Below are 24,655 nucleotides of genomic sequence, written 5' to 3'. Positions count from 1 at the left end.
GCCTCGCTGATGGTGTGCAGCTGTGAGCCCAGCAGATCGGCGTGCGCACCGATGACGTCATCGACGTTCGGAAGTTCAGACCTGTTATTCAGTTGCATCGGAACGTTCACGCTAATCTCTGCAATCACGGTTTTTCCATAGAACGGGCGAATATCCGTGATCATACCCAGCAAGCGTGGCTCAGCAAGTTTATTTTGGTTACCGAAGTCTTAACGAGAGTCCGTCATGGCGGCACGGATTCCATCGGTTGGCGGAATTTTATTCCGTGTTTTCAGTGGCCTAGACCAGCCGCGTCGTCGTGACCTGGCTTCCGCTCTATCCCGGCAATTCTGCCGGGACCCTTTCAGATTAGAGCCGAAACTGCGACGAAAACTCACCATGTTCGTGGAATCAGCTCCCGAGTCGGGCAAGTGAGTCGGCCATTTGAGCACGCCGGCGACCCTAGTTTGGGACCAGCTACGAGCACCCCGGCAGTTCTGCCGGGGTGACCGATTTTCTTCATTCGGGCAAAAGCCGCATCTCGCCCAGGGGTATTAGCGGTGGATGCAATGCCGGCAATGTTTGGCCGCAACGAAGATATTGTGACGGTTTCGGGAAGGAGGGAACCGTGAGTTCGAGTCCTTCCCGTTCACGGCTCGTGCGCAAACTGATGGACGCACTTGGCGAGGTGGTCTGCGGGGCACTCGAGGATCCGGTCGTCGTCGAGATCATGCTCAATCCGGACGGCCGCCTGTTCGTTGAACGGCTGGGGCAGGGGGTCCAGCCCATTGGCGAACTCGCGCCAGGCGCCGCCGAAATCATTATCGGCAGCGTGGCCCATGCGCTCCAGACCGAAGTGGATGCAAGCCAGCCGATCATCTCGGGCGAACTCCCGATCGGCGGGCACCGCTTCGAGGGTCTGCTCCCGCCAATCGTCGCTGCGCCCACATTCACCATTCGAAGGCGGGCATCCCGGCTCATCCCGCTCGAGGAATATGTGCGCGCCGGAATCATGACACACCGCCAGGTGACCGTGCTGCGGAGCGCCGTTGCTTCGCGCATGAACATCGTGATCAGCGGCGGCACTGGTTCGGGCAAGACGACGTTGGCCAACGCCGTGATTGCGGAGATCGTCTCGCTGTCGCCGGACGATCGCCTGGTCATCCTCGAGGACACCTCGGAAATCCAGTGCGCCGCCGAGAACGCGGTTGCCCTGCATACCAGCGACACGGTGGACATGGCCCGGCTGCTGAAGAGCACGATGCGGCTGAGGCCGGACCGGATCATCGTCGGCGAAGTCCGCGACGGTGCCGCGCTCACCCTCATCAAGGCATGGAATACCGGCCACCCGGGCGGCGTCACGACCATTCACGCCGACAGCGCCATCTCCGCGCTTCGCCGTCTCGAGCAATTGACCGCGGAGGTCAGCCAGCAGCCGATGCGTGAGGTGATCGGCGAAGCCGTCGACCTCGTCGTCTCGATCGAACGTGCCGGCCACGGACGGCGCGTGCGTGATGTCATGCATGTCACGGGCTTCGACGGCGCGCGCTACGCGACCGATCACCATCCCCAGATCGACGAGGAAAGTCATGCCGCATAACAACCGCGCTCTGGCCGCCATCCCGGTTGCGGCAACGCTCTTCTTTATCGCACTCGCGACGCCGGCGCTCGCCTCAAGTGGCGGCGGTCTGCCCTGGGAAGGGCCGCTTCAACAGATACAGCAGTCCATCACTGGTCCGGTTGCGGGCTTCATCGCGTTGGCCGCCGTTGCGGTCGCAGGCGGCATGCTCATCTTTGGCGGCGAGCTCAACGATTTCGCGCGCAGGCTGATATATGTCGTGCTGGTCGCCGGCATCCTCCTCGGCGCCACCCAGATCGTCGGCCTATTCGGCGCGAGCGGCGCCTCGATCGGCTATCCGGCCGATGAGGCGCCGCAGGCCGGGGCAGGGGAGGGGAGCGATGGCTGAGCCAGGCGTTGCTCTCGCACGATCCCGCATCCATCGGGCGCTTTCGCGCCCGAACCATTTGATGGGGGCCGATCGGGAGCTGGTGCTGCTGACCGGTCTTGCCGCGGTGATCCTGATCTTCGTGGTTCTGACGTGGTTTTCCGTGCTGCTCGGGATTGCTATCTGGGCCGCCGTATTGGCTGCGCTTCGCATGATGGCCAAAGCCGATCCGATGATGCGGCAGGTCTATCTGCGGCATATCGGCTACCGTGCGGGCTACCGTCCAACGGCCTCACCATGGCGGAGGCCCTGACTGGAATGGTCGCGCTTCGTCAGTTCCGCAACACCCGCCCGTCCTTCTCCGACCTTCTACCCTATGCGGGTCTGGTCGACGATGGCGTGATCCTGCTCAAGGATGGGTCGGTCATGGCCGGCTGGTATTTTGCCGGCCCGGATTCGGAGAGCTCGACCAACCTCGAGCGCAACGAGGTGTCGCGGCAGATCAACGCGATCCTGTCCCGGCTCGGATCGGGCTGGATGATCCAGGTCGAGGCTGTGCGCATCCCCACCGTCGCCTATCCCGCCCGCGGGGACTGCCATTTTCCGGATCCGGTGACGCGCGCGATCGACGACGAACGCCGGGCGCATTTCGAGGCCGAGAGCGGGCATTTTGAGAGCCAACACGCCATCATTCTCACCTACCGGCCGCCCGAGCGCCGGCATTCTGGCCTCGCACGCTATGTGTATTCCGACAGTGACAGCCGCTCGGAGACCTATGCCGATGTGGTCCTGGACACCTTCCGCACGTCGATCCGCGAGTTCGAGCAGTACCTGGCCAATGTGCTGTCGATCCGGCGCATGGTAACGCGCACGGTGGCCGATCCGGAAACCGACCGCGAGATCCGGTATGACGAACTCTTCCAGTTCATCCGGTTCTGCATCGTGGGCGAGAGCCATCCGGTGCGCCTGCCGGCAATCCCGATGTATCTCGACTGGCTGGCCACGGCCGAGTTTCACCACGGCCTTTCACCGGTGGTCGACGGACGGTATCTGGCCGTCGTCGCGATTGACGGGTTTCCGGCCGAGAGCTGGCCGGGGATCCTCAATTCGCTCGACCTGATGCCGCTCACTTACCGGTGGTCGAGCCGCTTCATCTTCCTCGACGATCAGGAAGCGCGCGCAAAGCTCGAACGCACCCGGAAGAAATGGCAGCAGAAGGTGCGGCCATTCTTCGACCAGCTGTTCCAGACCCAGAGCCGTGCGGTCGACCAGGACGCCATGACGATGGTCGCCGAAGCCGAGGACGCCATTGCCGAGGCCTCGTCCCAGCTCGTCGCCTTCGGATACTACACACCGGTGATCGTCCTTTTCGATACCGACGACGCGCGGCTGCGCGACCAGGCCGAGGCGGTGCGCCGGCTTATCCAGGCCGAAGGGTTCGGCGCGCGCATCGAGACACTCAATGCGACCGAAGCCTATCTCGGCAGCCTGCCGGGCATCACCTATGCCAATGTCCGCGAACCGCTCGTCAACACGCGCAATCTGGCGGATCTCATTCCGCTCAACTCGGTCTGGTCGGGCAGCACGACAGCGCCGTGCCCGTTCTATCCGACCGGCTCGCCACCCCTGATGCAGGTCGCCTCGGGCTCCACACCCTTCCGGCTGAACCTGCATGTCGACGATGTGGGGCATACGCTTGTCTTCGGGCCGACCGGTTCGGGCAAGTCGACATTGCTGGCGCTGATCGCGGCGCAGTTTCGGCGCTACGAAAACGCGCAGATCTTCGCCTTCGACAAGGGTCGATCGCTGCGCCCGCTCACGATCGCCGCCGAAGGCGATCACTACGAAATCGGGGCAGGGGAGGGGACTTCGCTCTCGTTCTGCCCGCTGGCCACGCTGTCGAGCGATGGAGACCGGGCCTGGGCAAGCGCATGGATCGAGACGCTGATCGCCATGCAAGGGGTCGCGATCACGCCCGATCATCGCAACGCGATCTCGCGGCAGGTCGGTCTCATGGCCTCGGCGCGAGGCCGCTCGCTCTCGGATTTCGTGAGCGGGGTGCAGATGCGCGAAATCAAGGACGCGCTCCACCATTACACCGTCGACGGTCCGATGGGGCAATTGCTGGACGCCGAGGAAGACGGCCTGGCCCTCGGCGCGTTCCAGACCTTTGAAATCGAGGAGTTGATGAACATGGGCGAGCGCAATCTCGTGCCCGTGCTCCTCTATCTCTTCCGCAGGATCGAAAAGCGCCTGACGGGAGCGCCCAGTCTCATCGTTCTGGACGAGGCCTGGCTGTTGCTCGGCCATCCCACCTTCAGGGACAAGATCAGGGAGTGGCTCAAAGTGCTGCGTAAGGCGAACTGCGCCGTGCTGCTCGCCACACAGTCGATCTCTGACGCCGAACGCTCGGGCATCATCGACGTGCTCAAGGAAAGCTGTCCGACCAAGATCTGCCTGCCGAACGGCGCCGCGCGAGAGCCGGGCACGCGCGAATTCTATGAGCGCATCGGCTTCAACGAGCGGCAGATCGAGATCGTCGCGACCGCGATGCCGAAGCGCGAATACTACGTCGCAAGCCCCGAGGGCAGGCGGCTATTCGACATGGCGCTTGGCCCGGTCGCGCTCGCCTTCGCAGGTGCTTCGGGCAAGGAAGACCTCAAACGCATCGATCAGCTGCACAAGGATCATGGTCCGGACTGGCCGGCTGCGTGGCTCATGGAAAGGGGGATCGGCAATGCCGAAGCCATTCTTGCACGCGATTAGGATTACGGCCGCCGCGGTGGTGAGCGCCTGCCTGGCTTTCACGGGCCCGGCTCATGCCGGCGCGGTCACCGGGAACGCGACCGAATGGACACAGCTCCTCAACAACGCGGAGCTGGTGGGGCTCACGGGCCAATCGGCCGAGCAGATCCAGAACCAGATCACGCAGATCACGCAACTTTCAGAGCAAATCCAGAACCAACTCCGCATCTACGAGAACATGCTGCAGAACACCCTGCAGCTGCCCGATCACGTCTGGGGTCAGGTCGAAAGCGACCTCATGGCGCTCCAGAACCTCGTCAATCAGGGCGAGGGCATCGCCTTTGCGATGGGCAATATCGACGACGTTCTCAAGCAACGCTTCGAGAGCTTCGCCGAGTTCGAGACGGGGCTCGCGAGGGGCGAGGATTTTTCCTCGAGCTATCAGTCATGGTCGGACACCAACCGCGAGACGATTTCGGCGACCCTGCGGGCGGCCGGGCTGACGGCCGATCAGTTCGCCAGTGAAGAGGCGACGATGAGCCAACTCCGCTCGATGTCGCAGAGCTCCGTCGGACAGATGCAGGCGCTTCAGGTCGGCCATCAGATTGCCGCGCAACAGGTGGCGCAGACGCAGAAACTGCGCGGCCTCGTCTCCCAGCAGATCACGATGATGGCGACCTGGCATCAGTCAGAACAGGCCGCAAAGGATCTCGCGCAGACGCGCCGCGAGGACTTTTTCAACTCGAACGCGCCGTCGACATCGGGCGGCCAGGTCATGGAGCCGCGCTGGTGACACGGACACTTATCATCGTGGCGGCAGCCACAGTCATTATCGGGATCGCAGTTGCGATCTGGTTCGTCCCGAACCTTGGCGGGGAACCGGACCGGGCACGCAGCGTCCTCGACACACCGACTGAGTATGACACCACCGGCGGGCAGGAGATGCGGCCGCGCTGGAATAATGGGAAGGGGCAGGGCGATGAGGCCCCCGGCAACTAAACTCGCGCTTGCCGCCAGCCTCGGCGCGCTGCTTCTTGTCCAGCCGGCCCTTGCTCAGGATGGCACGCTTCTCACGACGCTGGAAAACGAGGTCGCGGACGCCGCGCAGGGCTGGGAGACGACCGTCATGCAGGCGGCACGCTCGCTGTTCTGGATCCTTGCCGGCATCGAGGTCGGCATTGCGGCGGTCTGGCTGGCGCTCGGCGCGGCATCGCTCGACACGTGGTTCGCCGAGCTGGTGCGGCGCATCATGTTCATCGGTCTGTTCGTCTTCATCCTCGAGCAGGGGCCGGACTTCGCACGGGCAATGGTCGACGGCCTGTTCCAGATCGGCGCCGGCGGAGGATCGGCTTCGCCGGCGAATGTCTTCAATGCCGGCCTGCAGGTCGCCAGCCAAATGTCGGAGAAGGCGCAGTTCGGTCTCTTCGAGGACAATGCGCTTGCGATCGCGGCCGTGTTCGCCATGGTGATCGTAGTCATTGCCTTCAGCCTCGTGGCCGCGATCTTCGTGGCGGTGATGGCCGAGATGTATGTCGGCCTGCTTGCCGGCATGATCATGTTGGGCCTCGGCGGATCGAGCTTCACCAAGGATTTTGCGGTCCGCTATCTCGTCTATGCGTTCTCGGTCGGCATGAAGCTGATGGCACTGGTGATGATCGCGCGCATCGGTTCGGAGGTGCTCATCGATCTCGCCAACTCCCCCTCGGGCGCCGACGAGTTTCTCTCTACGCTGGCCATCGGCGGTATTTCCGTCGTGGTGTTCGTCATTGCCATGTATGTGCCCAACATCGTTCAGGGCGTCGTGCAGGGTGTTTCGGTGACAGGCGGCATGGAGACGATCCGCCACGGCGGCCAGGCCGCAACCATGGCCGCCGGCGGGGCCGCGCTGGCCTGGGGCGGGGCGAGGGCAGGGGCCTCGGCCTATTCGAATGCCCGCGCCTCGGGCAGTTCGTTCGGCGCGGCTGCGCTCAAAGGCATGGCCAGCGGCGCGACTGCCGCGGGTTCCGCGCTCGCTTCGGCCGGCCGGGACAAGGCGATCGGCGTTCCGGGCACCTGGGGCGCATCGACGCTCGGTCTTGCCAATTCCAAGCTCGACCAGAGCCAGGGCCTGCCGACCACCAGAAAATCAGCAGACGACAAGGCGTGAAATAGACCATGGCCGCAAAGAGCCCACCGGAAAGCCCCTACCTTGCCGCACGCCAGGAATGGAACGAGCGCTACGGCTCGTATGTAAAAGCGGCCGCGTCCTGGCGCATCGTCGGCGTGACCGGCATGCTGATGGCGGTGATCGGGTTCTCCTATGCGCTCTATCAGAGCACGCAGGTGCAGCTGGTGCCCTATATCGTGGAAGTCGATCGGCTTGGAACTGCCGCGAGTGCCGGCTTCCCGCAACAGATCGAATATGCCGACCCGCGCGTCGTGCGTGCCACGCTCGGCAGCTTCGTCAGCAATTTCCGGTCGGTCACGCCAGATGCCGTGGTGCAGAAGCAGTATATCGACCGCACCTATGCGCATCTGCGCACCGCCGATCCGGCGACGGAGAAGGTCAACGCCTGGTTCCGGGGCAACTCTCCGTTCGACCGCGCCCGCACGATGACGGTCGCCATAGAGGTCACGAACATCGTGCCGCTCTCCAATCAGAGCTACCAGGTCGACTGGACGGAATATGAGCGCGACCGGCAGGGCAGGGAACAGGACGTAAAGCGGTTTCGGGGCGTCGCCACGGTCACCCTCACCCCACCCCAGGACGAGGCGGTCATCCGCCTCAACCCGATCGGCCTTTACCTCAGAGATTTCGACTGGACGGCGCAGCTGTGAGTGCCCGGAGGATGCTTTTCATGAACGTACCCAGACTCCGGAGCGCAGCTTTCTTCACCGGACTTTTATTCTCGATGATCGCGATGCCGGCGCAGGCACAGCATTTGAATGCCACCGAACAGCGCGGCACGAGCCTTTCGGGCCAGTGGCAGCAAGGGCAGGGGGTCGTGACGCGCGGCCCGGACGGTAAGGTCATCTTCCTCTTCGGCCAAGTTCAGCCATCGGTGGTCTGCTCGCCGCTTCAGGTGTGCGACATCGAGCTCCAGCCGGGCGAGATCGTGCGCGACGTGTTGCTCGGCGACACCGTGCGCTGGAAGGTCGAGCCGGCGACGTCCGGAGCGCCGGGTAGCCAGGCGGTGCATCTGATCGTCAAGCCATCGGAAACCGGCCTCGTCACCTCGATGGTGGTGACGACCTCGCGGCGCACCTACCACATCCAGCTCAAGTCCCACCACTCGAACTACATGGCGCGAGTCGGGTTCGACTATCCCGAAGACGTCAATGCGCGCTTCGCCGAGATCGCCGCGCGCATGGAGGCGAGCATCGTGCCCGGCGCCGGCGTGCCGGCCGAGCAGCTCAATTTCTCTTTCCGGGTGAGCGGAACGGCGAGATGGCGGCCGACCCGGATCTACAGCGACGGCCAGAAAACCTACATCCAGTTTCCCTCGTCGCTGTCGGGCCAGGATGCGCCGGTGCTGTTTGTCGTTTCCGGTGGCGAGAACCGGATCGTCAACTACCGCATGAACGGCACCATGATGGTGGTCGACTATTACATCGACAGCGCGATCCTCGTCTCGGGCGTCGGACGCTCACAGGAGAAAATCACGATCAGGCGGGGAGGGTAGGGGATGCACCGTTCGATTTTCCTACCTCGCCTGGTGGCCTTCTTCCTTTGCGCGGCATTGCTGGCCGGCTGCCAGACACTGGGCGGTGCGGGTCTCGTCGCGAGTTCGGCAACCGCGCAGCTCACCCCGGAGGCGGCGTCCTCGATCGCAGGGGATATGGTCGGGCGGTTTGCCGAGCAGGTCGGTCCCGGCACCACGACGATCCAGCTTGAGCCGGACGGCTCCATATTCGGCGCGGCGCTCGAGTCTTCGCTGAAGGGTTGGGGCTACGCCGTCGCCACTGACCAGGTGACGGAGGGGGCGAATACCGTTGGCCTCGCCTATGTCGTCGACGCGTTCGAGGGCAGCATCCTCGTCCGATTGTCGACCCAAACGCTCGACCTCACGCGCATGTACCAGCTGGGCGGGGAGGGGGCGACGCCGGTCTCTCCGCTGTCGATCATGCAGCGCGATGCAAGGGAGCCGTCATGACCGAGAGCTTGAAGCTCGGTGGCTCCGATCTGACTGGCGGGCCGCGAATCCGGCGCCTCAATCGCCTGCCGATCGTCGTGGCGATCGTGCTGGTGGTGCTCTTCCTGGCCGCGATTTTCTATGGCCTGTCCTCGCGCGGCATTCGCCTGGGCGATGACGATGCAGCGTTCACACCTGGCTCCCGCCCGGCCTCGACCCATGCCGACCAACTCAAGGAGGGCGTGCCGGACGGGATCATCGGCGAACCGGCCCAACCGCAGCCGTTACCGATTCCCGTCGAGCCGACCGAGCCAGAGGAAAACCCGTTCATGCCTGAGCCGCCGGCCTCACCCGCGGACGAATCGCAAGGGCCGGCACTGGAGCCGGAAGAGATATGGCGCGCGCGCCTTGAGCGAGAGCAAGAAGAACAGCTCATGCGCGAGCTGCACCGTCAGCGCATGGCACGTTATCAAGCCAATGACGCGGCGTTTGATTCCCCAATCGCCGTTTCCCTGCGCGACCTTTCGGCTGACGCCAATGACGGCACAGCTACGGTGTCTGGCGAACCGCAATCGTCGACAACGCGGCCGCGGAGCGCGCTCGACCTCTATGCCGCCGCCATGGAGGCCGGGATCGGAGGCGCCACTGACGCGAACGGGCAGGCGACCAAGGAGCGCTTCTTCAATCAGGACATCCGGGATCTTGGTTATCTTCCCAATCCGGTCGTCGGCCAGATATCGCCCTATGAGCTCAAACGCGGTTCGGTCATCCCGGCAACACTCGTCACGGGCATCAATTCCGATCTTCCCGGGCGGATCACGGCTCAGGTCTCGCAGAATGTCTATGACAGCGCGACGGGTCGGCACCTTCTCATCCCGCAGGGATCGAAGCTCTTTGGCCGCTACGACTCTGAGGTCACATTCGGGCAGGACGGCGTGCTCGTCATATGGACCGACCTCATCTTTCCGAACGGATCGACGCTTCAGATCAGCGGCATGGCGGGGACCGATGCGGCTGGCTATGGCGGGTTCCGGGACCAAGTCGACAACCATTATCTGCGCACGTTCGGGTCGGCGATCCTGGTCGCTCTGATCGGAGCCGGCACGGAAATGATGCTGCCGCAGGACCGCAACAGCTTCGGCACAGCCAACAGCGCCGAGGACGCCGCAAGGCGCTCCTTCGCCGAAACCTTCGGGCAGATCTCCGAGCAGACGGTCTCGCGCAACGTCAACGTCCAGCCAACGCTGGAGATCCGTCCGGGCTACCGGTTCAACGTCCTGGTCGACCAGGACATCGTCTTCCCTGGGTCGTATCGGTAGCGATGACCCATTTTGTTTTCAACGCTCCGTGCAGAAGGGTCGCCTTCTGTCGCGGGGCTTGCCATTGGACCCGCCCACCCTTGAACTCCAATCTGCTCAATCTCATCGACAGGCTTTCGCTGCCGCTTGACGAGCGTGCAGCCCGCCGTTCGTTGCGAGACTTCGCGGACGATACCGGGTTCGACTTCTTCGCCTATCTCTACCTCCGCGGTCCGGAGAGCTTCGCGGTCTCGAACTATCCGCGCGCGTGGCAGGAGCTTTATGTGGAACGGGAGTTCATCCGGGTCGATCCGGTGGTGACCAAGGCAAAGCACGGACCGCCGCTGTTCTCATGGTCGGCCGATGAGGCGAGGCGCAACGGGCGGCGGGACGTGATCAAGTTCTTCGTTGAGGCCGACCGGTTCGGTATCAGGTCCGGAATCTCGATCTCGATTCCCGTGGGATTCAGGGACCGCATGGTGTTCACGCTTGCGAGCGGGCGGCCTGTGTCCAAACTGACTGAGGACATCGATCCAGTCACCGCGGCGGTTTCGGTCGCCTTTGTGCACTCCCGGTTGGGAGCGGCGAGCGGCGATGCGTCCCTTGCCTCCGCCATTCGCTTGTCGCCGCGCGAGGCCGAGTGCCTGAGGTGGTTCGCTGAGGGAATGTCAATGCAGGACATCGCGCTCATGCTGGACATCTCGTATCGCTCGGTGCGGTCTTATATCGACGACGCGACAAATAAGCTCGGGGCCGCAAACAACCGGCAGGCAGGTACGATTGCCACACGAATCGGACTGATCTAACTCCGACAACGCCAGTTAGTTGAGCACCGGGCGTTGTCCATCGACCTCGGGCACGAATCCGAGACGTTCGACGACCAGGCTGACGATTTGATGCTGCGCATGGAGGTTGAGCATCGCGATCCGGTAGTTATGCCTCAGCTGCGCCAGATGCTCATCTGTTGAACCGGCAGCTACGAGCCTATCTAGCTCCTCGAACAGCTCATGGGCATTCTGCAGACGGTTCCTGTTCTCCCGAATAACCGCGATGGCCACTTGCTTCAGCTCGTGCTCCGTCAAGCCGGCGAGGAGAGCCTGAATGGATCTCGCCGCCCGGCCAGGTCCGATGTCGACGTCTAGTTTCGTCCGCATGCAATCCCTGCGGCTTGGTTTGCGGTACGCCCCCGCTAACAAAGAAAGACCATGACCCCAAGCCGGGGGGTAGAAACCGTTTTCCGACGGCCCTGAGACCTTTAGCACCGAGGCGCCTGGACATGCGTCCCAGGCCCCCGGCCATTGGCCAGAGGATCTCCGGTGCTGATCCGGTCAACACCAACCGCGGAAAAGGGGTTTCTACGCCCCGAGGCAGCGCGTACCGCCTCGGGGCACTTATAGGACATGGTTGTCGCGTCGACCAGAGAACCATGTGACAAAAGCGATGGTCAATCAGGCGTGGCGGGGGTGGGGAATCCGCCGCGGCTCAACAGTCGCCAGCACAGGCGTGAGAAGCCTGCCAGTTTCCCCCAGGCGCTCGCGCATGGCTTCCGACATATCGAATATGCCGGCATAGGTCATCGTCCTACCGATTCGGGCCGGGGTCCCGATGACCTCGAAGGTGCAACCGATCGTGCGAAAGATTCGCGCCATTCGCGCATCGAAGACCGACACGACGTGCTCGATGCCGGCGCGCTGGCAGACCTCGACGATGCCGCACAGAAGCTCGATCGTCGTGCAGTTAACGACATGGTTGGCCTCCGCGCGTTCGCATGCGTTGAATGCGGCAGGGTTTACCGCGAACCGGGAGCTTTCCCAGATGAGGGGACTCGCCGGGGCGCCGCCCGGCACAAGAACCGGGAAGACGTCGCGCAACATGTTTGGCCCGGTAGTCGGCAGCAACCGCACCGCTCCCTGGAGCGCTCCGGTCTGGTTGTCGAGCGACAGAAGGTATAGGGGATCTTCTGCGTCGAAGCGGTCAATCTCCCTGCCATCGGTCACGATGACATCCCACTCGAGCCGGTCGGCGAAGACCGCTGCCCGCATCCGGAACATCTCATCAATCAGGGTGGAGTGACGCTCGCGCTCCGCGCCTTCGACGATGGTGATCATGGTGTTGCTCCTTGCGTTTGTTGAAAACGCTGAAGCAACTAAACCCCGGGAGAAGGACCCTAAATCCGGTGTATCTGCCGGATTTACGGTATTTGGCTGAGCAGACTAGCCTTGCCGGCTTTGTTCACCGCATGGGTGTTGTTGGCAGCTCCGAGCTTATGTCTGGCGCTCTCGAGGTAGCAGCGCACCGTGTGCTCCGACAAACCCAGGATGATGGCGGTTTCCCACGCCGTCTTCCCCTCGGCGACCCACAACAAGCATTCCCGCTCGCGCGGAGACAGGCTGGCGGTCTCCATTCTCTGGCCCTCCAGCCGCAGGATGGCCTGATGCATATGGAGGGCCAGCATTTGGAAGTCGCGCATGTAGTAGAGGCGTAAGTGTCTCCAGTCCCGATCGCTGGCGTCGCTCGTGATCGAGACCAAGGCCCTGTCACCATGCTGGCCGTGGACGGGAAGAGAGATGCCGCGGCGGCCGAGCCCGAACTCAGCGGCCTCTCCGAACAGACGCCGCACGTTCTTGTCTCTCCGATCGAAGGTATCCCAGTCGATCGGCAGCATGCGTCGCATGCCGATCTGCACAGCAGGATCAACATCGACGAAGCGCTGGGCCTTGTAGTGATCGACCCAGTCATCCGAATAGGTCACCGCGAGGTATGGACCTTGCCCAGGCTGCGCCGAGAGCCCAGAGCCCAGATAGGCGACGGACTTCAGTCCATAAATCTCGAGTAGCCTGCACAAGAGCGCGGGAATCCGAGTCGTTTCTGCGATCTCCTCTAAGTTTGCGAGCAGTTCGAACAGTTCTGGATCATCGTCATGTCGATCGCGCCGTCTCATGCTCAATGCTCCTCCTGCAGTGCTGTAGTGCGTACGACCGCTGATCGTCGATCAAGTAAGACTGGACCAAGCGGCATTCCTGCCCGGTGAGGGTCGAGGATTCTATGCCGGCCCCAAGGCAACTTCTGAGGCACAGCCGAGAGGAACCCAAGAAAGGAGCCGCAATGCTCAACCATCGAATCCTCCTCGTAACCGCCGCAGCGGCGACAATCACGCCGCCACCCACCGTTCGGGCGCCCGAACCGCTCACGTTCTGGGGCTGCTGGCCGCGCCTCCATCGTGCTCGCCCAGGCCGTGGCGAACGGTACGCTCGAAGTGATCGACCCGTCGGTCGCATTTAAGACCTGGCCTACGCCCGACGAAATGGCGCCGGGATCAGCTCCGGCTCAATGAAGGCGATCATTGTCCCGAGCTATGTGGTCGCAAATCTCCACCTGACGCCCTGTTTTTGCTGCGTGAGTTCGAGGGCTAAAAGATGACTTTTTTGTTCATCTTTTAGATGCACAACGGCTGCAGAAAATCAAGGAGCATGCGTGATCAGATCCGAGCCTTCGCAAATGCTCTTCATGATCGGGTTGTACTTTCCATTTCGGCTTGGTTCGCGCCATCTAATTTCTGCGAGAAAACATCGCCGCAGGTAGCGTGGTCCCCTGATACTAACCGTACAGCCCGAAAAAACAGAAATTGGCAGTTCCTCGAGGCTGAGGCAATAGTCGCATAGCGACACGGGGTGCGGATAGCTCAGCGCCCATTGTCTGCTCCTCTCAGATGTTGAACGCCATGATAAGTGGAAGATCGAAGAGCCGCGCCCAGGCAATGGATGCTGACTTCTGAATAGCGACGATGCTTGTGCCGTCTGTCCACCAGCCGTTTCCCGTCGCCACAATGATGTCGGGTGCGTAGAGTGCCGATTGCAGGACGGGCCAGACAATCAGCTGCTCATAACATATCAGCGGCACCAACCGCACACCGCCGGTTTCGACGATCGGATTGGCGAAGAAGTGCGCCCGCGCGCCGCCGGACTCGCCAATCAGCGTTAGCCAGGGCTGCCACATTGAGATTGGCACCGGCATTCTCTCTCGGTAGAGGATGCGCGCTCCCTCGCCCGAGATTTCGACCATGACATTGTCATAGCCCTGCCCGTCAACCAGGATCGCTCCGGCATTGACGGTGACGTCGACTCCTTTGAGCTCACGGACCCAAAGGCGTTCAACGGTCGGCGTCCACACACCGGCGGCACCCTCGGGCAATACCACGATCTTGTTGCCCTGGGCCGCTGCTGCCTTTACCGCGGCGATCGTCTCGCGATGCTGGAACAACCCGGCATATGTGCCGCGTTCACCCCCGAATTTCGTATCGACACCGATCCAGCCCTGGGGCAGGCTGGGCTCCGTCCAGGTTGCGGCGGACCAGGCAAACGCTCCTCCCCAGACGAGCGTTGCGATCGGCCAGAACTTCGTCGTCATGGCGAGGAGGCCGATCGCTGCCGCCACGAGGCCCCACCATCCCCAGCCCGGGAACACGATCCCGGCCGCCGTGATCGGATGCGCCCAACCCACGATTCCGAAGGGCGGCACGCTCATGAGGATTGCCGCAGCGGCATATCGAAGGGTTCGTCCCGTCCCGGGCCGCGATGTCCACAGTACAGCATGCACGGCGACGAAGGCGAGCGATGCGCCGAGCCAGAGCGCGAGACCTTCGGCGATCCCGCTGCCAAAGTAATTGACAACACCCTGTGGCAGACCGCGTGACGCGGCGAGGAAATATCCCGCCGACACAATTCCGGCCGCGATCCGAGAAGGAGAATTTGCCCACAAGACGGGGAACGCGAAGGCGAGCGGGAGGGTGAGGAGACTGCCGTTCCATCCGATCGCACCGGTGGCCGCGGCGAGCGCCATGAGTCCTGCGGTCTTGATGGCATCACGGACGAACGGTGAGGACTGGATGGGCCAGGCCGAGGACACCGGCGGCCGGGATCGGCCCGAAATATCTCGAGTCATAGGAACCTGCGAAATCAGAGTGGAGGAAGATGTGACCGGGCGGCACGACGCCGCCGGCGAAGGGAGTGAGCGCCCTGCCCTCGGCGTCCACGGCGCGCAGCTCGGAGCTGGCGAGCGGTACGTCATCAACGCTTACAGCACCGACGATCTCAACGCGCTGTCCCCGCGTCGCGGCGACCGTCTTGATCAGCGGGCTCATCCATCCTGGACAGAGCCCCGAACGGAGATATCCTCTCTGCCGGGCAAGCGTGAACGCGGACGTTGACGGCGGGCAGATCATGACGAGATCGCCGACGGCAACCTCGCGGTCGAGCGGGACGATCCGCCAGACTCCGAGCGGATAGCTCGGCGTAAGATTAATGCGCAGGCCGCCTAGATAGGCGAGAGCGAACAGGCTGATCACGGCAGTGGCGCCGATTCCGAGAATGGCGCGCGCGCGACGCCTGCGGGTCATTTGAGCACCTGCGACTGACGCTGGCTCTGTCGCAGAGCCTCGGTCTCCTTGAGCACCTTCACGGTGCGCTCGTGGGCGGCGAGCTGCTGGCCGGTGCGCATGATCGGCCAGGCCGTAGCGAGCTTTTCGCGTTCGGCCGCTGGCAGGCCGAGAGCTGCCTTGCTGAACACGGCGCCTTCGGTGTCCCGCGCGGCATTCGATAGTAATGTGCGTTCCCCGAACCGTTCGGAAACCGCCTTGTTGAAGCCGTCGATTTCGGCTTTGGCCATGCGATCGGCCAACGCGAACCCAAGTGCTGCCGAAAGATCATTGCGGTCGATCGCATCGCGCACCTTTTCGAGCACGACGCGCGCAGCGGGTGAAAGCGCGGGAATATCGATAGAGACGCGACCGCGCAGCGCCGTTTCATCGGCCTCGAGCCTGCGCGTGGCCGCTTCACGCAAACGCAGGTAGCGTTCAATCTCGCGCCCGAGTGCCGGGATATTCGCTTCGGCCTTCTGCCGCGCCTGCCGTTCCGCGCGGCTTGCCAGCAATCCGTCACGGCCACGCAGCGAACCGATCGAAGCAGGTTCACGCGCTAGCTGTCCGAGACGCTCCGATGCTAATGCGGGATCGGCGAGAATGGCATCGAAGCGCATGGCGCGAAACGCCGCCTCCGGATCGCCGAACACCAGGCGGAACCGGTCAGACACCTCCTCCCACTGTCTGGCAACCTCCTTTTCCGCGTGGACCCTCTCGGCCGCGACGTCGGCAATGGATTTGGCGAATGTGGTGATGCCCTTGACCATCGGCTCGGCCTCCTTTTTCGATTGGACGGCGGACAGGGTGGTGTCGAAGAGGCCGATGCGGGTGCCGACGGCGCGAAGCTTTCGGCCGAGATCGGCAAGGCGCCGCTTCTGGCGCAGCGTCCAGTCCAGCCGGTCGCGGGCGAGTGTGCGGGCGACGCGCATGAGATGAAGTCCGCGGCTGTTGGCGAAGCTGAGCGCGTGCCGGTAGAAGCGTCCGGCGGCATAATCGAGAGTGGTTTCCTTGGCGTTGCGCCGCGACAGGAGCGTGTCGAGGCCGCCCGCGATCTGGAATGACCGCTCGCCGTAAAAGAGCTGGAGATCATCCCTGTGCCGGGTCATCGCCACATAGGTCAGATGCCGGTCCAGCGAGAGCGAGGCGAGCACTTTGACGCGATCGACGGTCGCGCCCTGGCTCTTGTGGATCGTGGTGGCGTAGCCGAGATCGAGATTACGATAGAACCGCTCCTCGACTTCAACGCGGCGCTTGTCCGCACCCTCGCCGATCTCCGCGACAATCCTGCCGGGTCCGGTTTCGACAACCTTGGCGATCATGCCGTTCTTGACACCGAGCGCGCCCTCATTCCTGAGGAACACGATCTGGTCGCCAGTGTCGAAATGCCGTGTCCCCTCCTCCGTCCGGAACGCATGGCCTTCGCCGACAATGCCACGCTCGACCAGCTTTTCGCGTGCGAGCCGGTTGAGCTCGCGCACGTCGCGGCGCAGATGGGCCAGGATCAGCGTGCACTTTTCGGGATCGTATTCGCGGTTCCAGGATTCAATCAGGCTTTCGACCGCATGGGCCTTCAGCTTCTCGCCGATCACCATCCCGTGGCCTCTATAGGCCGAGAGCGCCGCCGTCACATTGCCGCGCGCCAGATCGAGCGAGGCGGTGCGCATCCAGGCGTCCTTCTGGCGGTAGATCGTCTTGAGTTCGGCATAGCCGGTGCGCTCGACGATGGCGCGGAAGGCAGCACCCGCCTCGATCGGCTGGAGCTGTTCGGCGTCGCCGACCAGGACGAGCTTGGCGCCTGCCCTCGAGACGGTCTCGACGAATGTCGCCATCTGCTTCGAGGCGACCATGCCGGCCTCGTCCATGACGAAGATCGTCTTGTTGTCGAAGCGGTTGCGTGCCTCGTTCCAACGCAGTTCCCAGGATGCCAGGGTGCGGGACGGGATTCCCGCTCCCGTCTCGAGGCCCTCGGCCGCCTTGCCGGCAAGCGCGCCGCCGACCACGGTGTAGCCTGCCGCCTCCCATGCCTCGCGCGCCGCGCGCATCATGGTTGTCTTGCCGGCGCCGGCGCGGCCGACAACGGTGGCAATCCGCGCGCCGGAGGTCACGTGCGCGATGGCCGTGCGCTGCTCGTCTGAAAGACGGTCGTGACGCGCGAAAACGTCGGCGACAATCTTCTCCCGGACGCCGAATCCCTTCGCCTTCCCAAGCGCGGACGCGCGGGATACCATCTCCGCTTCAAGGCGGATCAACTCGCGCGTGGTGAGCTTGTCCGGCAAGCGCGCACCGGTCGCGAAATCGACGGTCCCGGTTTCGAGACGAAGACAATCCGGGCTCTGAAGAATCCGCGCCAGGAGCTGCTGGAACGCTACCGGATCGTCGATATAGCGATGAAGCACCTTGGCGATGTCGCGCTCATCGAACACGCTCTTTTCGCGGCTGAGGAGATCGAGCACGATCTCCGGCCGGGCCTGAATGCGCTCGGCGTTTACCGCGCGCGCAGCCGCATGCGATGCGAGACGTTCGAGCCTGGTGTCCCTGCCCTCGCGCATTGCCCTGCGCTCGATCGCCTTTGCGCCCGGGCCGATATGGGTTGTGGGCACGAGATCGATGCCGCGCTCCGCATAGGACCGTCCATCGACGCGGATCTCGAAACCGCCCAACGCGAGGTGCTGGTTCTGGAGATCGAGCCAGCGTTGCCGCTGCTCAAGGAACTCGGCCTTCTCGCCGGCCCAGAGACGATACTGGATCTTGCCGGTTTTCGTGCGGGCCGCCTGGCCATCAGCACCGATCACGGCGACCTTCTTGCCTCCGAAGCCGCTCTCAGTCAGCGGGCGCAGCGTCGTCATCAGATGCACATGCGGATTGCCCGGATCGTCGTGATAGACCCAATCGGCGACCTGACCGCGGCCGAGCACCTGCTCTTGGACGAACTGGCGCACCAAGGCGATGTTCTGCGCCTTCGACAGCTCCACCGGCAGGGCGATGATGAACTCCTTAGCGAACTGCGCGTCGGCGCGTTGTTCGAACGCCTCGACCTTGTTCCAGAACGCTTCCGCGGCGCCCGCGACCGAACGGTCCGCGATCATCTCACGCGCCCATTTCGGCGCATCGGCGGGAAGCAGGAATTCCTCGTGAGCGAGATTGCGCTTGCCCGAATAATCGACGGTTCTGGCCTCGGCCGCATGCTCCATCTTCGCGCAGTGCCGGTAGGCCGCCGACAGCACGGCACTGCGGCCGTCAGCGCGTCCGATGATCTGGGGCGTGAAGTGTGTGATGGCCACGGTGACAGCGAGCCCGGCGGTTGAACGACATCGTTCCGCAGCCCACGCCTCCCCCGGACCGGGGGCCGGGCGCGCAACGTCGCGTCAGCGACGTATTACTGCGCCCTTGGAGGCATTCCTTCGGAACGCCGGGATGATCTCTCAAAGCGTCGGCTTCGCCGACCCGTCATTTCTGCCGGGTCGCGCTGCGCGCGATCCAGGCCGATCCTCGCCATCGCCACAAAGCGAATGGTCGAGAAGGAGACGACCGGAATGAAGAAGCCGTCATCGAAGATCAGGGAAGAAATCGCCAGGCTGCAGGAGCAGCTCAAGCAGGCTGAAACGCGCGAAGCCGAGCGCATCGGACGGCTCGCGCTCAAGGCCGGTCTCGGCGATATCGAGATTGAGGAGCGCGCGCTCGTGGCTGCATTCGAGGAGCTCGGGACGCGGTTTCGCAAAGGGAGCGGCCGGGCGGCCAGGTCCGCGTCCGCGCAGGTCGCGCCTAGCGCGGCTCAGGGGCCGTCTGGCGAAGCTTGAGCGGATGCGGCAGGCAAGCCAGTCAGAGGCGCGCAAGAAGGATACGCGCGAGAAGATCCAGCTCGGCGGGCTGATCGCCAAGGCCGGGCTTCGTTACGAGAAGCGCGCTTTGCTGCTCGGCCTCCTGATCGACGGCGCGAGCCGGATAAGGACCGACGAAGCCGAGCGCGCGCGACTAATGGTGATCGGGATGAAGGCGTTCGCCGATGACCCCGGCTAAGCTCGCCTTGCTCCTTGGCCCTGTCATCATCATGACGGGTGTATGTCTCGGCCTCACGGGTATCGAGCACTGGCTCGCAAGCTTCGCCCGCGCGCCGGAGGCGCGCCTGATGCTTGGCCGGATCGGCATCGCGCTGCCTTACGCGACCGCGGGCGGGATCGGCCTCGTCTTTCTCTTTGCGGCCAAAGGCGCGACCTCAATCCGGCTCGCGGGCTGGGGGATCGTCGCCGGCACGTTGGTGGTGATCACAATCGCGGCGGTTCGCGAAATCGGCCGGCTCGCCGCATTCACCGCAACGGTGCCGCCCAGCCCATCGATCGTCGAATACACCGACCCGGCCACGCTGACGGGGGCGCTCGTCGCAGCAGTCGCCGGCGTGTTCGGTCTGCGCGTCGCCATGCACGGCAATGCCGCTTTCGCGTCGGCCGCGCCCCGCCGCGTCCGAGGCAAACGTGCCATTCATGGGGAAAGCGAGTGGATGACGATCTCTGCGGCCCGGCGCCTCTTTCCCGAAGCCGGCGGCATCGTCGTCGGCGAGGCCTGCCGCGTCGACAGGCAGGCGGGCGGCGGGCGCGGTTTCCGCGCCGACGACCGCGAGACATGGGGTGCTGGGGGAAAATCGCCGCTGCTGTGCTTCGACGGTTCGTTCGGCTCCTCGCACGGGCTGGTGTTCGCCGGGTCGGGCGGCTTCAAGACCACCTCGGTTACCGTTCCGACGGCGCTCAAATGGGGCGGCGGGTTGGTCGCCCTCGATCCATCAAACGAGGTCGCGCCGATGGTGATCGGGCACCGGCGCAAGGCAGGCCGATCGGTCTTCGTGCTCGACCCGAAGGAGCCGGGCACCGGCTTCAACGTCCTTGACTGGATCGGGAGGTTCGGCGGGACAAAGGAAGAGGACGTCGTGGCGGTCGCCACCTGGGTCGTAACCGACACGGCTCGCCAGGCTTCGATCCGCGACGACTTCTTTCGCGCGTCCGCGCTTCAGCTCATCACCGTGCTGATCGCCGATGTGTGCCTGTCGGGGCATACGGAAAAGGAAAACCAGCATCTGCGGCAGATGCGAGCCAACCTCTCCGAGCCGGAGCCCAAGCTGCGCGAACGGCTGCAGCTGATCTACGACAATTCCGAATCCGCGTTCGTCAAGGAGAACGTGGCGCCCTTCATCGCCATGACACCTGAGACCTTCTCCGGCGTCTATGCCAATGCGGTCAAGGAGACGCATTGGCTTTCCTATCCCAACTATGCGGCGCTGGTCTCCGGTGACAGCTTCTCGACTGACGATCTGGCGGATGGCGACACCGACGTGTTCGTCAATCTCGATCTCAAGACGCTCGAGGCCCATCCCGGCCTGGCGCGCACCATCATCGGCGCACTCACAAATGCGATCTACAATCGCAATGGCAAGATGAAGCGTCGCACGCTGTTCCTGCTCGATGAGGTCGCGCGGCTTGGATATCTCCGCATCCTGGAGACCGCTCGGGACGCCGGCCGCAAATACGGCATCAGCCTGTTGCTCCTGTTCCAGTCCATTGGCCAGATGCGCGAGACCTATGGTGGGCGGGACGCATCGAGCAAATGGTTCGAGTCGGCCTCGTGGATCTCGTTTGCGGCAATTAATGACCCGGAAACCGCCGACTACATCTCGCGGCGCTGCGGCAACACGACGGTCGAGGTGGAGCAGCTCAGCCGGACATCGCGCATGTCGGGATCGTCGCGGACGCGCTCGCGGCAGCTCTCCGCGCGGCCGCTGATCCTGCCGGAGGAGGTCTTGCAGATGCGTGCCGATGAACAGATCGTCTTCACAGCCGGCAACCCGCCGCTCAGATGCGGCCGCGCCATCTGGTTCCGGCGAGAAGATATGATCTCGATCGTCGGAGAAAGCCGATTCAGGGCAAGTAGCCCCGTTCCGTAACCCTTGCTTGCCAGGCCTCGCGATCTGTAGACAATGGAAACGGTTGGGGAGGCGACAATGGCGTTATTGAAGTGGTTGTTCGGCAGATCTTCGACGAAGGGCTGGACCGTGTCGGAGAATGGCAATCCGATGCTCGTTGACGGGTCCACCCGCATCACGGTCTTTCCTCAGGATCGCGGATGGAAGTTCTGCATCGCAGACGTCGAGGACAGGATGGAACCCTATTTCTCCGAAGCATACTCAAGTGAACAAGATGCACGCGAAGAGGCAATCGCGTACTACCGAGAAGAACCGCCACGGCATCAGCCTCTTTCGGCGTCCGGTGCCGAAAGCCGCCGTGAGCGTTGGGAAGCACACATCCGCGACCGCACAAAACTGATCAAGGAGATCCGGCGGTTCCTTTCAGAGAACCCCAATTTGGGCATCACCGCGCTGCGGAAACCTGAAGCCAAGGTCGACAGCCATATCAAGCAGCTCGAATGGCAAGTTGCCGAATACTACCGTGCAGATGTTTCGCCGGAACTGATCCAACTGGCGAAACGGCAGGCGCAGACGCTTTCTGAACTTGCCCGAGAGATTAGTGCCAGGATCGAAGCCAGGCAGAAACAGCGCCCACCGCGCAACGCCCCCGTCCAAGACAGCCAATTGACAGATGAACTGGCCGGCAAGGTCGACAAGGTCATTGGCCTCTTCGCAAACGAGCCGGTGATGGATGACGAGAAGCGAGAGCGGTTAAGCAGGCGATCGATGAAGGCCGCCACAAAAAAGATGCTCCATCAAGGGCTCACCTATGGAGAGGCATCTGGTGCGCCGGATTTCCTGAACCAGGACGAAGCCTCCTTTCGTGCTTTCATGAAAGAGGCCGATCAGGACCTGTCGTGGCAGTGCGACACGGTCGCGGATGCCTTCCAACGGTATCTCGCCACAGGCGAAGTTCCGGCGCCTCACTATCCGATGAGGATCGCTGTTCTTTTGCACAGGGCCCGGGATTTTGCTCGGGAGAAGCAGTTTCTGGCCGCGTGGTGCAAGCATTTTCCGTCCGGGAATGGCACCACCTACGCCAAAATTGTCGAAAGAGCCAAGAAGTGCGGCGCGGTGCCCTCCTGACCAGCCGGGTTCCTCTGCATGGCCCCTCTTCCGACTATTGCAGGAACGATCGGCGTTCCCTCCACCCGCGGTTTCCCCGGGTTTGAAGTCGTATCAATCCCGTGAATCGATCAGGGCCAACCGATTCAAGAAATGCGTTGGACGACGCTTCCGCGTGGAGCGAGACTTCCGCACATGAACGATCGCCGTTTGGTTCATCTTCGCCGCATTGACCCGTCGCAGAACATGCGGCGGTTCTACAGCCTTTCCGTTCAGCCCACATTGTTCGGCGGGGCGTCCCTCGTGCGGGATTGGGGTCGGATCGGAACGCGCGGCCAGTCGATCATCGAAACATTCGACACGCCCGCCGAGGCCGGCGATGCGATGTTGCGGCTCGAACGCAGGAAGCGGCGCCGGGGCTATCGCGACCCGCATTTTTCGCTGAGCGGCAGGCGGGAGTGAAGTGGAGACTGGGGTCTAATCTGGCGACCGTTTGACCCAAAAACGGCCCCGCCTTTTCGGCGGGGCCGTTGGGGATCTCGTCAGTCCCGATTGCCGTTGGGGCGGGACCAGATGAGCTGCACGCCTTCCTGGCCTTCCACTTCGATCAGGGTGGCGTAGATGGGAGCCGGAAAGCTCGGGTCATCCAGCTTGACCGAAAGGTAGTCGCGTTCGGTCTGCTTGGCCTGTTTCTGCCACGCCGCACCCAGCTCGACTGCGCCTGAGAAGATGCGGAAATGCGGTCCGTTCTCGGAAGGGCTTTCGACACGCTCGAAGCGGGCCTTGACGTTCAGCGTGAGGGTCTTGATCGTGCCAGTGAAACCGTTGCGGGTGGTGGTGAAGGTGCCGATGTTAGCCATTGTCGTGTTCCTTTCGAAGTTCCGAGCCGCGCCCATCGCGGTCTCGATGGCTGTCGAAAAGATCGGGAACGACCGGCATGCACCTGAAAGGCCGCAATGAAATGGAGGACGGTCGGGAGGAGCTTTCTTGTTGCGCGAGGAATGCGAACTCACGTTCGCAGGGGAAGAAAGTTTTGGACGGGCGTTGCAGAAGCCGGGCGAGGCGAAGCCGGTCCCGGTCAGACATGCCCCATCGAGACGCGCTGGGCGAGCTCCAAATCATCGAGATGAGGGGAACACGACATGGCGCCCGGGCCCGGAGCCATTGCGCTTCCGCAACGTCCGTCGGCGGGATCAATCGCGCGCTCGGCGCCGGCGACTTTGACGGCAGACTGCCACGCCTGCAGCCGGGCTCCATTCGCTGGTTCTCGCGCGCAGGACGAGCGGTGCCGTGCCCAGTCGGTCGAAGAACATAACCGTCGCCCTTACCGTCCTCCGCTGGTCAGCCAGCTTCGATAGAGTCCGCTTCTGGCATCCGCTGGAAGCCTGATGCCCACGATATCTCGCGACCGGACGGCAATCGGAAGGATCGAAGGCTGCCTAGACACCGCACATGCCCTCGCACTCGTTCGGCCACAGGTCGAGTTGCCCGTGGTCGGACAGCGTCGACAGATCGGCTTCGTCAAGAGGAACGGCGGACCGATGGAGAAAGACCTCTCCCCGAATGCCACGCAAACCCGTCCGGATGGCTCGATCGACCTCGACGGCATCGAACCAGGCATCCGGATCATGATCGCGCATGGCGCGCCAGCGTGCGTTGTCGTGAAATGGACACCCGATGCAGGCCGATTTCGGCGGTTCGGGGTAATCGTGGCGGCGCAGCCAGGCGAGGCAGTCCTGACGGCTCATGCGCATCTCGATCAACGGCCAGCGGTTGACCTGCCAGGTTTCGCGGCTCGGCTTCACGCGCATGATCTCGTCGCGCGAGATCCCGATCCATTGCTCGACAACGGCATGGTCGGGTGAGCGCTTGCGGGTCAGCCCCGCAAGCTCCCTGACCTTCCGGCGGATCGGCACGATCTTGAAATCCGTCGTACACTGACGCCGGATCATCCCTATCGAAACGGTGTCGCGTGTTGTGCGACGTGTGGCGACCTGGATGAGTTCGCCGGCCGCGTCCTCGTCGAATACCGGCACGGTCGAACCCGCCGGCGTGACACTCTTGGCGAACGCGGGAATCGACGCCCAGCGTTTACTCTCGGCGGCTCCCATGAGCTGATCACGGATGCTGCCCGCCGAAACGAC

At 63.3% G+C, this 24,655-nt stretch carries 25 protein-coding genes; 17 read left to right on the top strand and 8 right to left on the bottom strand.

Going from position 1 to position 24,655, the window contains the following annotated elements; translation table 11 throughout:
* The first annotated feature begins 607 nt into the window (after window positions 1-607).
* The 12 genes from trbB (at window position 608) to NYR58_RS18545 (ending at window position 10,886) form a co-directional block, all read left to right on the top strand.
* Window positions 608-1,579 carry a P-type conjugative transfer ATPase TrbB gene (gene trbB / locus NYR58_RS18595; protein ID WP_261522656.1) on the top strand — a complete coding sequence of 324 codons (972 nt, stop codon included), beginning with the start codon at window positions 608-610 and terminating at the stop codon, window positions 1,577-1,579.
* Window positions 1,569-1,946: a TrbC/VirB2 family protein gene (locus NYR58_RS18590; RefSeq protein ID WP_261522655.1), complete on the top strand. Its 378-nt coding sequence runs from the start codon at window positions 1,569-1,571 to the stop codon at window positions 1,944-1,946. The genes trbB and NYR58_RS18590 overlap by 11 nt, the downstream gene beginning before the upstream one ends.
* Window positions 1,939-2,238 (top strand): conjugal transfer protein TrbD, encoded by a 300-nt coding sequence (locus NYR58_RS18585; RefSeq protein WP_119396913.1) that lies wholly within the window; start codon window positions 1,939-1,941, stop codon window positions 2,236-2,238. Before NYR58_RS18590 ends, NYR58_RS18585 begins: the two co-directional genes overlap by 8 nt.
* A 5-nt stretch (window positions 2,239-2,243) precedes the next feature.
* Complete coding sequence (locus NYR58_RS18580) at window positions 2,244-4,691, top strand: conjugal transfer protein TrbE (RefSeq protein WP_261522654.1); 2,448 nt, start codon at window positions 2,244-2,246, stop codon at window positions 4,689-4,691.
* Window positions 4,663-5,463, top strand: coding sequence for a P-type conjugative transfer protein TrbJ (gene trbJ / locus NYR58_RS18575; RefSeq protein WP_261522653.1), 801 nt, complete (start codon window positions 4,663-4,665; stop codon window positions 5,461-5,463). Before NYR58_RS18580 ends, trbJ begins: the two co-directional genes overlap by 29 nt.
* Window positions 5,460-5,669: an entry exclusion protein TrbK gene (trbK, locus tag NYR58_RS20625; RefSeq protein WP_378074751.1), complete on the top strand. Its 210-nt coding sequence runs from the start codon at window positions 5,460-5,462 to the stop codon at window positions 5,667-5,669. The genes trbJ and trbK overlap by 4 nt, the downstream gene beginning before the upstream one ends.
* Complete coding sequence (trbL, locus tag NYR58_RS18570) at window positions 5,650-6,816, top strand: P-type conjugative transfer protein TrbL (RefSeq protein ID WP_261522652.1); 1,167 nt, start codon at window positions 5,650-5,652, stop codon at window positions 6,814-6,816. Before trbK ends, trbL begins: the two co-directional genes overlap by 20 nt.
* A gap of 8 nt (window positions 6,817-6,824) precedes the next feature.
* Window positions 6,825-7,487, top strand: coding sequence for a conjugal transfer protein TrbF (locus tag NYR58_RS18565; RefSeq protein WP_261522651.1), 663 nt, complete (start codon window positions 6,825-6,827; stop codon window positions 7,485-7,487).
* A gap of 20 nt (window positions 7,488-7,507) precedes the next feature.
* Entirely contained in the window at window positions 7,508-8,332 is an 825-nt protein-coding gene (gene trbG, locus NYR58_RS18560; RefSeq protein ID WP_378074752.1) for a P-type conjugative transfer protein TrbG, read from the top strand.
* Between the two features lie 3 nt (window positions 8,333-8,335).
* On the top strand, window positions 8,336-8,803 hold the full coding sequence (gene trbH, locus NYR58_RS18555) for a conjugal transfer protein TrbH (protein ID WP_261522650.1): 468 nt from the start codon (window positions 8,336-8,338) through the stop codon (window positions 8,801-8,803).
* Entirely contained in the window at window positions 8,800-10,101 is a 1,302-nt protein-coding gene (gene trbI / locus NYR58_RS18550) for an IncP-type conjugal transfer protein TrbI (RefSeq protein ID WP_261522649.1), read from the top strand. Before trbH ends, trbI begins: the two co-directional genes overlap by 4 nt.
* Before the next feature lie 80 nt (window positions 10,102-10,181).
* Complete coding sequence (locus NYR58_RS18545) at window positions 10,182-10,886, top strand: autoinducer binding domain-containing protein (RefSeq protein ID WP_261522648.1); 705 nt, start codon at window positions 10,182-10,184, stop codon at window positions 10,884-10,886.
* A gap of 15 nt (window positions 10,887-10,901) precedes the next feature.
* Here the strand turns inward: NYR58_RS18545 and NYR58_RS18540 are convergent, their stop codons facing one another.
* The 6 genes from NYR58_RS18540 to traA all read right to left on the bottom strand — a co-directional run bounded on the left by NYR58_RS18540 (window position 10,902) and on the right by traA (window position 18,777).
* Entirely contained in the window at window positions 10,902-11,234 is a 333-nt protein-coding gene (locus NYR58_RS18540; RefSeq protein WP_261522647.1) for a transcriptional repressor TraM, read from the bottom strand.
* A 294-nt stretch (window positions 11,235-11,528) separates the two neighbouring features.
* A complete protein-coding gene (locus NYR58_RS18535) occupies window positions 11,529-12,188 on the bottom strand; it encodes an acyl-homoserine-lactone synthase (protein WP_261522646.1) in 660 nt (219 codons plus the stop codon).
* An 83-nt stretch (window positions 12,189-12,271) separates the two neighbouring features.
* A complete protein-coding gene (locus tag NYR58_RS18530; protein WP_261522645.1) occupies window positions 12,272-13,021 on the bottom strand; it encodes a LuxR family transcriptional regulator in 750 nt (249 codons plus the stop codon).
* 764 nt (window positions 13,022-13,785) lie between these two features.
* Window positions 13,786-15,021 carry a conjugal transfer protein TraB gene (locus NYR58_RS18525; protein WP_261522644.1) on the bottom strand — a complete coding sequence of 412 codons (1,236 nt, stop codon included), beginning with the start codon at window positions 15,019-15,021 and terminating at the stop codon, window positions 13,786-13,788.
* On the bottom strand, window positions 14,942-15,475 hold the full coding sequence (gene traF / locus NYR58_RS18520; protein WP_261522643.1) for a conjugative transfer signal peptidase TraF: 534 nt from the start codon (window positions 15,473-15,475) through the stop codon (window positions 14,942-14,944). The genes NYR58_RS18525 and traF overlap by 80 nt, the downstream gene beginning before the upstream one ends.
* Entirely contained in the window at window positions 15,472-18,777 is a 3,306-nt protein-coding gene (gene traA, locus NYR58_RS18515) for a Ti-type conjugative transfer relaxase TraA (RefSeq protein ID WP_261522642.1), read from the bottom strand. Before traA ends, traF begins: the two co-directional genes overlap by 4 nt.
* 252 nt (window positions 18,778-19,029) lie before the next feature.
* On the opposite strand from traA, the gene traC reads away from it, so the two are divergent.
* The 5 genes from traC (at window position 19,030) to NYR58_RS18490 (ending at window position 22,973) form a co-directional block, all read left to right on the top strand.
* Complete coding sequence (gene traC / locus NYR58_RS18510; protein WP_261522657.1) at window positions 19,030-19,293, top strand: conjugal transfer protein TraC; 264 nt, start codon at window positions 19,030-19,032, stop codon at window positions 19,291-19,293.
* A gap of 4 nt (window positions 19,294-19,297) precedes the next feature.
* The gene (gene traD, locus NYR58_RS18505) at window positions 19,298-19,513 is read left to right on the top strand and encodes a conjugal transfer protein TraD (RefSeq protein WP_261522641.1); all 216 of its coding nucleotides are present in this window, start codon (window positions 19,298-19,300) and stop codon (window positions 19,511-19,513) included.
* Window positions 19,500-21,425, top strand: coding sequence for a Ti-type conjugative transfer system protein TraG (gene traG, locus NYR58_RS18500; RefSeq protein WP_261522640.1), 1,926 nt, complete (start codon window positions 19,500-19,502; stop codon window positions 21,423-21,425). Before traD ends, traG begins: the two co-directional genes overlap by 14 nt.
* A 57-nt stretch (window positions 21,426-21,482) precedes the next feature.
* Window positions 21,483-22,532: a hypothetical protein gene (locus NYR58_RS18495; RefSeq protein WP_261522639.1), complete on the top strand. Its 1,050-nt coding sequence runs from the start codon at window positions 21,483-21,485 to the stop codon at window positions 22,530-22,532.
* Between the two features lie 174 nt (window positions 22,533-22,706).
* On the top strand, window positions 22,707-22,973 hold the full coding sequence (locus tag NYR58_RS18490) for a WGR domain-containing protein (RefSeq protein WP_261522638.1): 267 nt from the start codon (window positions 22,707-22,709) through the stop codon (window positions 22,971-22,973).
* Window positions 22,974-23,053: 80 nt separating this feature from the next.
* Here the strand turns inward: NYR58_RS18490 and NYR58_RS18485 are convergent, their stop codons facing one another.
* Window positions 23,054-23,371, bottom strand: a complete 318-nt coding sequence (locus NYR58_RS18485; RefSeq protein WP_261522637.1) for a DUF736 domain-containing protein — start codon at window positions 23,369-23,371, stop codon at window positions 23,054-23,056.
* 579 nt (window positions 23,372-23,950) lie between these two features.
* The coding region (locus NYR58_RS18480; RefSeq protein ID WP_261522636.1) for a hypothetical protein at window positions 23,951-24,655 on the bottom strand (705 nt) is incomplete at its 5' end.

The organism is Chelativorans intermedius (genome assembly GCF_025398255.1).
Lineage (GTDB): Bacteria > Pseudomonadota > Alphaproteobacteria > Rhizobiales > Rhizobiaceae > Chelativorans > Chelativorans intermedius.
The sequence above is the reverse complement of the archived record's forward strand: the minus strand, read 5'-3'. Positions and strand labels throughout refer to the sequence as shown.

Coding starts and splice junctions, on each gene's coding strand:
- NYR58_RS18590 (WP_261522655.1), top strand. CDS start 1,569: ATGCCGCATAACAACCGCGCTCTGGCCGCCATCCCGGTTGCGGCAACG.
- NYR58_RS18585 (WP_119396913.1), top strand. CDS start 1,939: ATGGCTGAGCCAGGCGTTGCTCTCGCACGATCCCGCATCCATCGGGCG.
- NYR58_RS18580 (WP_261522654.1), top strand. CDS start 2,244: ATGGTCGCGCTTCGTCAGTTCCGCAACACCCGCCCGTCCTTCTCCGAC.
- trbJ (WP_261522653.1), top strand. CDS start 4,663: ATGCCGAAGCCATTCTTGCACGCGATTAGGATTACGGCCGCCGCGGTG.
- trbL (WP_261522652.1), top strand. CDS start 5,650: ATGAGGCCCCCGGCAACTAAACTCGCGCTTGCCGCCAGCCTCGGCGCG.
- NYR58_RS18565 (WP_261522651.1), top strand. CDS start 6,825: ATGGCCGCAAAGAGCCCACCGGAAAGCCCCTACCTTGCCGCACGCCAG.
- trbG (WP_378074752.1), top strand. CDS start 7,508: ATGAACGTACCCAGACTCCGGAGCGCAGCTTTCTTCACCGGACTTTTA.
- trbH (WP_261522650.1), top strand. CDS start 8,336: ATGCACCGTTCGATTTTCCTACCTCGCCTGGTGGCCTTCTTCCTTTGC.
- trbI (WP_261522649.1), top strand. CDS start 8,800: ATGACCGAGAGCTTGAAGCTCGGTGGCTCCGATCTGACTGGCGGGCCG.
- NYR58_RS18540 (WP_261522647.1), bottom strand. CDS start 11,234: ATGCGGACGAAACTAGACGTCGACATCGGACCTGGCCGGGCGGCGAGA.
- NYR58_RS18535 (WP_261522646.1), bottom strand. CDS start 12,188: ATGATCACCATCGTCGAAGGCGCGGAGCGCGAGCGTCACTCCACCCTG.
- NYR58_RS18530 (WP_261522645.1), bottom strand. CDS start 13,021: ATGAGACGGCGCGATCGACATGACGATGATCCAGAACTGTTCGAACTG.
- NYR58_RS18525 (WP_261522644.1), bottom strand. CDS start 15,021: ATGACTCGAGATATTTCGGGCCGATCCCGGCCGCCGGTGTCCTCGGCC.
- traF (WP_261522643.1), bottom strand. CDS start 15,475: ATGACCCGCAGGCGTCGCGCGCGCGCCATTCTCGGAATCGGCGCCACT.
- traC (WP_261522657.1), top strand. CDS start 19,030: ATGAAGAAGCCGTCATCGAAGATCAGGGAAGAAATCGCCAGGCTGCAG.
- traD (WP_261522641.1), top strand. CDS start 19,298: ATGCGGCAGGCAAGCCAGTCAGAGGCGCGCAAGAAGGATACGCGCGAG.
- traG (WP_261522640.1), top strand. CDS start 19,500: ATGACCCCGGCTAAGCTCGCCTTGCTCCTTGGCCCTGTCATCATCATG.
- NYR58_RS18495 (WP_261522639.1), top strand. CDS start 21,483: ATGGCGTTATTGAAGTGGTTGTTCGGCAGATCTTCGACGAAGGGCTGG.
- NYR58_RS18490 (WP_261522638.1), top strand. CDS start 22,707: ATGAACGATCGCCGTTTGGTTCATCTTCGCCGCATTGACCCGTCGCAG.
- NYR58_RS18485 (WP_261522637.1), bottom strand. CDS start 23,371: ATGGCTAACATCGGCACCTTCACCACCACCCGCAACGGTTTCACTGGC.